The sequence below is a fragment of the Mesorhizobium sp. M7A.F.Ca.AU.002.02.1.1 genome, assembly GCF_003998535.1.
Taxonomy (GTDB): Bacteria; Pseudomonadota; Alphaproteobacteria; order Rhizobiales; family Rhizobiaceae; genus Mesorhizobium; species Mesorhizobium ciceri.
The window spans coordinates 1-8286 of sequence record NZ_RZPB01000217.1; the positions used below are offsets into that span (position 1 = coordinate 1).

An 8286-nucleotide genomic window follows, 5' to 3' on the forward strand; every position below is an offset into this window, starting at 1 on the left:
GGCGCGAATGGATGGGGTTCCGCCCCTCGCTGCCGGATTCAGTGCCCGTCATCGGCGGCGCGCCGGGAAAGCGGTCGGTGGTCTATGCCTTCGGCCATGGCCATCTCGGCCTGACCCAGGCGGCGGCCACCGGACGGTTGATCAGGGATCTTGTCCTGGGGCAGACTCCGCCGATCGATCTGGCCCCCTTCAGTCCGCAACGATTTTGATTTTTTCGGGTTTTTGATTTTCGAGGAGCGTCATGGCCAAGAAATCCTTCTTCTGCATAGACGGCCACACCTGCGGCAATCCTGTGCGGCTGGTCGCCGGCGGCGGCCCGCTGTTGCAGGGCGCGACGATGATGGAGCGGCGTGCGCATTTTCTGGCCGAATATGACTGGATCCGCACCGGGTTGATGTTCGAGCCGCGCGGCCACGACGTGATGTCCGGTTCGATTCTCTATCCGCCGACGCGCGAGGATTGCGACATCGCCATCCTGTTCATCGAAACCTCCGGCTGCCTGCCGATGTGCGGCCATGGCACGATCGGTACGGTGACGATGGCCATCGAGCACGGACTGATCAAACCAAAGACGCCGGGCGTGCTCAGGCTCGACACGCCGGCCGGGCTGGTCGTCGCCGAATACAAGCAGGTCGGCGACTATGTCGAGGAGGTGCGCATCACCAATGTGCCATCCTTCCTCCATGCCGAGGGGCTGACGGTCGAATGCCCTGGGCTCGGTGAAATCACCGTCGACGTCGCCTATGGCGGCAACTTCTACGCCATCGTCGAACCGCAGGAGAACTATCGCGACATGGCCGATCATTCGGCGGGCGACTTCATCGCCTGGAGCCCGGTGGTGCGGCAGCGGCTCAACGAGAAATATTCCTTCGTGCATCCGGAAAATCCTGGCATCAACCGGCTGTCGCACATGCTGTGGACCGGTGCGCCGACGGTGGATGGGGCGGATGCCCGCAATGCCGTGTTCTACGGCGACAAGGCGATCGACCGCTCGCCCTGCGGCACCGGCACCTCGGCGCGCATGGCGCAGCTTCATGCCAAGGGCAAACTCAAGGCCGGAGACAGCTTCGTGCATGAATCGATCATCGGTTCGCTGTTCAAGGGCAAGGTCGAAAAGGATGTCAGCGTGGCCGGCAAGCCGGCCATCATTCCCTCGATCGGCGGCTGGGCGCGCATGACCGGACTGAACACCATCTTCATCGACGACCGCGACCCGTTCGCGCACGGGTTTGTTGTCAAGTGATGGGAATCCTGACCTTGCGGAAAGCAACGACCTGAAAAATGGATCGTGCCAAAAACGCAAGGATTCCTTTCATCACCTAATTTTGACGGCGATTTCTTCGAAACGGGGCGCATGATGCGGTCGAATCGTCAAAGACATTGCGTTATGCCAATGGTAGGGTCCGCGATAGTCCAGGGGTCGGATGATGGAAAACGGGCAATCGGGCGGCGTGCTTCGAAAACACGCATGACGATTGAAAAATGACGTTGCAATCCGGGCTCGAAACTTTACGACTAGGGGAAATACGAAAAGGAATGCGTCTGCATGGGCGACATTCCAGGGGAGCCATGTACACATGCAGTACTTTGTCCAGCAGCTTATCAACGGGCTGACGCTGGGATCGATCTATGGGCTGATCGCGATCGGCTACACGATGGTCTACGGCATCATCGGTATGATCAATTTCGCCCATGGCGACATCTTCATGGTGGGTGCCTTCACGGCACTGATCGTCTTCCTCGCCCTTGGCGCGCTGTTCTATTCCGTGCCGGTTGTGCTGGCGCTGCTGATCATGATGATCGTGGCGATGCTGCTCACCAGCCTCTACAACTGGACGATCGAAAAGGTGGCCTACCGGCCGCTGCGCGGTTCGTTCCGACTGGCCCCGCTGATCACTGCCATCGGCATGTCGATCGCGCTGTCGAACTTCGTCCAGGTGACGCAGGGTCCCCGCAACAAGCCGATCCCGCCGATGGTCAGCCAGGTTTACAACATCAACGGCATCAGCGTGTCGCTGAAGCAGATCATCATCGTCGTCGTCACGGCGCTGCTGCTGGCGCTGTTCTGGTATCTGGTCAACAAGACCTCGCTTGGACGAGCGCAACGGGCCTGTGAGCAGGACCGCAAGATGGCGGCGCTGCTCGGCATCGATGTCGACCGTACCATCTCGATCACCTTCATCATGGGTGCGGCCCTTGCCGCGGTCGCCGGCACTTTGTTCCTGATGTATTACGGCGTCATTGCCTTCTCGGATGGTTTCACGCCGGGCGTGAAAGCCTTCACGGCGGCGGTGCTGGGCGGCATCGGTTCGCTGCCGGGCGCGGTGGTCGGCGGGTTGATGATCGGCTTCATCGAGAGCATGTGGTCGGCCTATTTCTCGATCGACTACAAGGATGTCGCGGCGTTCTCGATCCTGGCCATCGTGCTGATCTTCCTGCCTTCCGGCATATTGGGCCGGCCAGAAGTCGAAAAGGTCTGAGACTATGGCCGTCACCGTATCTCCGGAGCGCGACACCGTCGCCACCCCCATGCAGCGCGCATTGCGTGAGGCGCTCTATGCCGCTGCCATATCGTTTGGCCTGTTCGTGCTGTTCATCGGCCTGAAGACCGGCCAGAACATTTCCAATGAACTGGTCCTGACGACACGCTGGGGCCTGCTTGCCGCCGTGGTTATCGCCACGGCTGTCGGGCGCTTCCTCTATGTCGCCTATGGACAGCCCTTCCTGGCCAACCAGAAGATCACCGACGTCGCCACCGGCCTGCTGCCGGCCAGCGTGGCGTCACGCTTCTTCCAGTTGCCGGCCTTCATCGTGGCCTTGGTCGCGGCGGTGGTGTTGTTTGCGGTCAACAGCTCTCTCGTCGGATGGGTGGGAGCGGAGCCGGCGGGCTATCTGCAGTTCCTGCGCGCCTTGTCGGTCATCTATGTGCTGGCCTGCGTGATCTATTATTTCCGCGGCTTCATTCATGCCAACTTCACCAAACTCGGCATTGCCGCGCTGATCCTCTATCCGATCCTGGTGGTGGCGATCCTGTCGCTGATGTCCTGGTCGTTCGTCGGCGGACTGCAAGGCTCGCTGAAATGGGTCGACAATTTCGGCATCCAGATCCTGATCTATGTGATGCTGGCCTGGGGCCTGAACATCGTCGTTGGCCTCGCCGGCCTGCTCGACCTCGGTTATGTCGCCTTCTACGCGGTCGGCGCCTATGCCTATGCGCTGCTCGGCACGCAGTACGGCCTGTCGTTCTGGATCCTTTTGCCGGCCGCCGGCGCCATGGCCGCCTTCTGGGGCGTGCTGCTCGGTTTCCCGGTGCTGCGCCTGCGCGGCGATTACCTGGCGATCGTCACCTTGGCTTTCGGTGAGATCATCCGCCTGGTGCTGATCAACTGGCGGGAAGTCACCAACGGTTCAGCCGGTATTTCCGGCATCCCGAAGGTCACCTTCTTCGGCCTGATGACCTTCAACGTGTCGGACCCCAATTACGTCGCCAAGGTGCTGCATCTGGCGACATCGAGCGCCTACTACAAGATCTTCCTCTATTACCTGATCCTGGCGCTGGCGCTGCTGACAGCCTTCGTCACCATCCGGCTGCGGCGCATGCCGGTCGGCCGTGCCTGGGAAGCGTTGCGCGAGGACGAGATCGCCTGCCGCTCGCTCGGCATCAACACCACCACCACGAAGCTTACGGCCTTTGCCACGGGTGCGATGTTCGGCGGCTTCGCCGGCGCATTCTTCGCCGCACGGCAGGGCTTCGTCAGCCCGGAATCCTTCGTCTTCCTGGAATCGGCCATCATCCTGGCCATCGTGGTTCTCGGTGGCATGGGCTCGCTGGTCGGCATAGCGGTCGCCGCAATGGTGATGATCGGCGGCACCGAGGCGTTGCGCGAACTCGACTTCCTCAAGCAGGTCTTCGGACCGGACTTCACACCGGAACTCTACCGCATGCTGCTGTTCGGCATGGCCATGGTCATCGTCATGCTGTGGAAGCCGCGCGGCTTCGTCGGCAGTCGTGAACCAACCGCCTTCCTGAAGGAGCGAAAGGCCGTCTCAAGCTCCTTCACCAAGGAAGGACACGGCTGATGAATGCGAACCCTGTTCAGAAAGCCGCTTCGGGCATGAACGACGCTATCCTTCAGGTCGATCATCTGTCGATGAAGTTCGGTGGCCTGGTGGCCATCGGGGATCTGTCTTTCGCCGCCAAGCGCGGCGAGATCACCGCGCTGATCGGCCCCAACGGCGCCGGCAAGACCACGGTGTTCAATTGCATCACCGGCTTCTACAAGCCCTCGGAAGGCATGATCACGCTCAACCGGAACGATGGTTCGACCTTCCTGCTCGAGCGGCTGCCCAACCATGAAATCCCGGCGCGCGCCAAGGTGGCGCGCACCTTCCAGAACATCCGCCTGTTCTCCGGCATGACCCTGCTGGAGAACCTGCTGGTCGCCCAGCACAACAAACTGATGAAGGCATCGGGCTACACGGTGCTTGGCCTGTTCGGCTTCAGCGGCTATCGCAAGGCCTCGGCCGAATCGGTGGAGCTCGCCAAGCATTGGCTGGAAAAGGCCGATCTTGTCGACCGTGCCGACGACCCGGCCGGCGACCTGCCCTATGGCGCGCAGCGCCGTCTCGAGATCGCTCGCGCCATGTGCACGGGACCCGAGCTTCTGTGCCTCGACGAGCCGGCGGCCGGCCTCAATCCGAAGGAATCGGCGGCGCTCAACGAGCTGCTGATCGACATCAAGAACACATCCGGCGCCTCGATCCTGTTGATCGAGCACGACATGTCGGTGGTCATGCAGATCTCCGACCATGTCGTGGTGCTGGAGTATGGCCGCAAGATCTCCGACGGCAGTCCGCAGTCGGTGCGCACCGATCCGCGCGTCATCGCCGCCTATCTCGGCGTCGACGACGAGGAAGTCGAAGCGGTCCTTACCGAAGTCGGCGACGAAGATGTCATCGAACAGCTCGATACGGGGCCGGATGCCGCGCACGGTCCGGGAACATCGTCGTCCTATCTCGCCGGGCCGGTGACCGACACGGTCGGCCATAGTTCGGGCGAGCGGGTTACGGTGGCCAAGGGAGCGTCAAAGGCCGGTCAGGTCGACGCCAGGTCGCTCGCCGCGGCAAACAAGGCAGCCTCGCAGGCAGCCGTGCCGCCGGCGAAGGCAAAGCCTGCTCCGAAAGCGACGTCGAAGGCGGCAACCGGCACGGCGGCGAAGTCGACCGCATCCGCCAAGCCTGCGGCGAAGACTGGAGAGATCTCCAACCGGCTGGCTGCGCCTCGCGGCGGCAAGGCCGACAATTTGACCCGCATAAAGGGCATCGGTACGGTCAACGAGAAGAAGCTCAACGACCACGGCATCTTCCACTTCGACCAGATCGGCGCCTGGAAAAAGGCCGACGTCGAGGCCGCCGAAGCCTATCTTGCTTTTGACGGACGTATCGCGCGCGAGGAATGGGTCAAACAGGCTAGGCTGCTCGGCCAGGGCAGGGACACGGAATTTTCGCGCCGCGTGGATGCGGGCAAGGTGGCGACGAGCCATGCTTCCGCAAAGACTGCAAAGGCAGCCTCCGGAAAGACCGCGAGCAAGACCGCTGCCAAGCCCGTGGCGGGCAAGCGTGGAGGGGGCAAGTGATGGCCGCGACAACGCTGCTCGATATCAAGGGCGTGCAGACCTATTACGGCAACATCCGGGCGCTGAACGGCGTCGATGTCACCGTCAAGCAGGGTGAGATCGTGGCGCTGATCGGTGCCAATGGCGCCGGCAAGTCGACGCTGATGATGACTATTTTCGGTGCGCCGCGGGCTCGCGCCGGGACTATCACCTTTGCCGGCACCGACATAACCCAGATGCCGACGCACGAGATCGCGCGCATGCGCATTGCCCAATCGCCCGAGGGCCGGCGGATCTTTCCGCGCATGACGGTGATGGAAAACCTGCAGATGGGCGCCAGCCTCGACAACCTCAAGCACTATGACGAGGACGTCGAGAAGGTGTTCACGCTGTTCCCGCGTTTGAAGGAGCGCATCACCCAGCGCGGTGGCACGCTGTCGGGCGGTGAGCAGCAGATGCTGTCGATCGGACGCGCGCTGATGGCACGGCCGAAGCTGCTTTTGCTCGACGAGCCGTCGCTGGGTCTCGCGCCGCTGATCGTCAAACAGATCTTCGACGCCATCCGCGAACTGAACCGCACCCAGGGGCTGACCGTGTTCCTGGTCGAGCAGAACGCCTTCGGCGCGCTCAAGCTCGCCACGCGCGGCTACGTCATGGTCAACGGCAATGTGACGATGAGCGGCACCGGCAAGGAACTGCTCGCCAATCCGGAAGTGCGCGCCGCCTATCTCGAGGGCGGACACCACTGAGTTCGAAGCGGAATGCGTGCACCGCTATTCCGCTCCAGATTGTTTGTTTGTCGCATGATCTTTGTCCGGAAAGTCCGCAACTTTCGGGATCATGCTAAGGAGACTTCACCATGCAGGGCATTCTTTACGAGGAACCCTCGATCTGGCAGTTCTTCTTCGTCACCTGTCTGCTCGGCGGCTGGGCGGCGTGGATGACGGGCAAGGCCAGTGCCCAGACGTGGCGCAGCTTCATCCAGCTGTTCGCCTATGTGCTGGGCCTCGGCATCGCGATCCGCTTCATCCATCACGCGCTGTTCGGCGGCACCATGTTCTCGCTGCATTATTATGTCGTCGACACCATCGTGCTGATGATCCTCGGCTTCGTCGGCTATCAATACACGCGCACCAACCAGATGGTGACACAGTATAATTGGCTCTACGAAAGAGCTTCACTCTTGAGCTGGAAACCGAAAGGTTGACGTTCATCATTAACGCCGCCTCGAAATTGAATCGGCGTGACAAGTGCCTGAAAATCGGCAAACTATGCTTTCTGCGATAAGGGTGGGCATCGCATGAAAGCTTCATCCACGCCCACTCCGTTAATGGGAGCGTTTAAATGAAAAAGTCACTTTTGTCCGCCGTCGCCCTGACCGCGCTTGTCGCGTTCGGCGGCAGCGCGTGGGCTGACGTAATGATGGGCGTCGCGGGCCCGATCACCGGTCCGAACGCCGCCTTCGGCGCGCAGCTGCAGAAGGGGGCGGAAGCTGCTGTCGCCGACATCAATGCCAAGGGCGGCATCAACGGCGAGCAGATCAAGCTCGAAGTCGGCGACGACGTCTCCGATCCGAAGCAGGGTATCTCGGTCGCCAACAAGTTCGTCGGCGACGGCGTCAAGTTCGTGGTCGGCCACTTCAACTCCGGCGTCTCTATCCCGGCATCTGAAGTCTATGCGGAAAACGGCATCGTCGAAGTGACGCCGGCCGCGACCAACCCGCAATTCACCGAGCGCGGTCTGTGGAACGTGTTCCGCACCTGCGGACGCGACGATCAGCAGGGCAGCATTGCCGGCGCGTATCTCGCCGCCAACTTCAAGGACGCCAAGATCGCTGTCGTTCACGACAAGACCACCTACGGTCAGGGCCTTGCCGACGAAACCAAGAAGGCGATGAACGCCAAGGGCGTGACGGAAGTCATGTATGAAGGCATCAATGTCGGCGACAAGGACTTCTCGGCGCTGATCGCCAAGATGAAGGAAGCCGGCGTTTCCATCATCTATTGGGGCGGCCTGCACACCGAAGCCGGCCTGATCATCCGTCAGGCGGCCGACCAGGGCCTCAAGGCAACGCTGGTTTCCGGCGATGGCATCGTGTCGAACGAACTGGCTTCGATCGCTGGCGACGCAGTTGCGGGCACGCTCAACACGTTCGGCCCGGATCCGCGCCTGATCCCCGCCAACAAGGAACTCGTCGAGAAGTTCCGCGCGCAGGGTTTCGAGCCGGAAGCCTACACGCTCTACTCCTACGCCGCCGTGCAGGCGATCGCGGAAGCAGCGACCGCTGCCAAGTCGAACGACCCGCAGGCAGTTGCCAAGGCGCTGCATGAAAACGGCCCCTTCAAGACCGTTCTCGGCGACCTGTCCTATGACGCCAAGGGCGATCCGACGCTGCCCGGCTACGTCATGTACGAATGGAAGAAGGGCGACGACGGCAAGTACACCTACGTCCAGAAGATGTAAGCTCGTCAGTCTCCAGACCATTTACCGATGCCCGGCGCCTCGCGCCGGGCATTTTCTTTTGCCGTCGTCATGTTCAGGGGCGGCCGATGGAGCCGATGCTTAGCCGGGCAATGATCGTGCATTAACCGGAAAGCCGGCTCTTTTTTAGCTGTTCGGAGGAATGGGAAGGGTCCTTGGCGCAATGTTTCTATTTCAATCGGTTTAAGTG

The 8286-nt window shown here is 61.4% G+C and carries 9 protein-coding genes; 8 read left to right on the forward strand and 1 reads right to left on the reverse strand.

The features are described from left to right. The 8 genes from EN879_RS15405 to EN879_RS15440 form a co-directional block, all read left to right on the forward strand. Window positions 1-209: FAD-binding oxidoreductase (locus EN879_RS15405; RefSeq protein ID WP_164774421.1), on the forward strand; the 209-nt coding region annotated here is incomplete at its 5' end. A gap of 32 nt (window positions 210-241) precedes the next feature. Next, a complete protein-coding gene (locus EN879_RS15410; protein ID WP_013529091.1) occupies window positions 242-1243 on the forward strand; it encodes a 4-hydroxyproline epimerase in 1002 nt (333 codons plus the stop codon). A gap of 334 nt (window positions 1244-1577) precedes the next feature. Then, on the forward strand, window positions 1578-2480 hold the full coding sequence (locus EN879_RS15415) for a branched-chain amino acid ABC transporter permease (RefSeq protein WP_013529092.1): 903 nt from the start codon (window positions 1578-1580) through the stop codon (window positions 2478-2480). A gap of 4 nt (window positions 2481-2484) precedes the next feature. Beyond that, the gene (gene livM, locus EN879_RS15420) at window positions 2485-4080 is read left to right on the forward strand and encodes a high-affinity branched-chain amino acid ABC transporter permease LivM (protein WP_013529093.1); all 1596 of its coding nucleotides are present in this window, start codon (window positions 2485-2487) and stop codon (window positions 4078-4080) included. Then, complete coding sequence (locus EN879_RS15425) at window positions 4080-5636, forward strand: ATP-binding cassette domain-containing protein (protein ID WP_013529094.1); 1557 nt, start codon at window positions 4080-4082, stop codon at window positions 5634-5636. Before livM ends, EN879_RS15425 begins: the two co-directional genes overlap by 1 nt. Next, entirely contained in the window at window positions 5636-6364 is a 729-nt protein-coding gene (locus EN879_RS15430) for an ABC transporter ATP-binding protein (protein ID WP_013529095.1), read from the forward strand. Before EN879_RS15425 ends, EN879_RS15430 begins: the two co-directional genes overlap by 1 nt. Before the next feature lie 110 nt (window positions 6365-6474). Next, window positions 6475-6822, forward strand: coding sequence for a DUF6867 family protein (locus EN879_RS15435; protein WP_013529096.1), 348 nt, complete (start codon window positions 6475-6477; stop codon window positions 6820-6822). Window positions 6823-6959: 137 nt separating this feature from the next. After that, complete coding sequence (locus tag EN879_RS15440; RefSeq protein ID WP_013529097.1) at window positions 6960-8078, forward strand: branched-chain amino acid ABC transporter substrate-binding protein; 1119 nt, start codon at window positions 6960-6962, stop codon at window positions 8076-8078. A 5-nt stretch (window positions 8079-8083) separates the two neighbouring features. On the opposite strand, the gene EN879_RS39425 is transcribed toward EN879_RS15440, so the two are convergent. Then, a partial coding sequence (locus EN879_RS39425) for a hypothetical protein (RefSeq protein ID WP_206520954.1) occupies window positions 8084-8286 on the reverse strand: 203 nt, incomplete at its 5' end.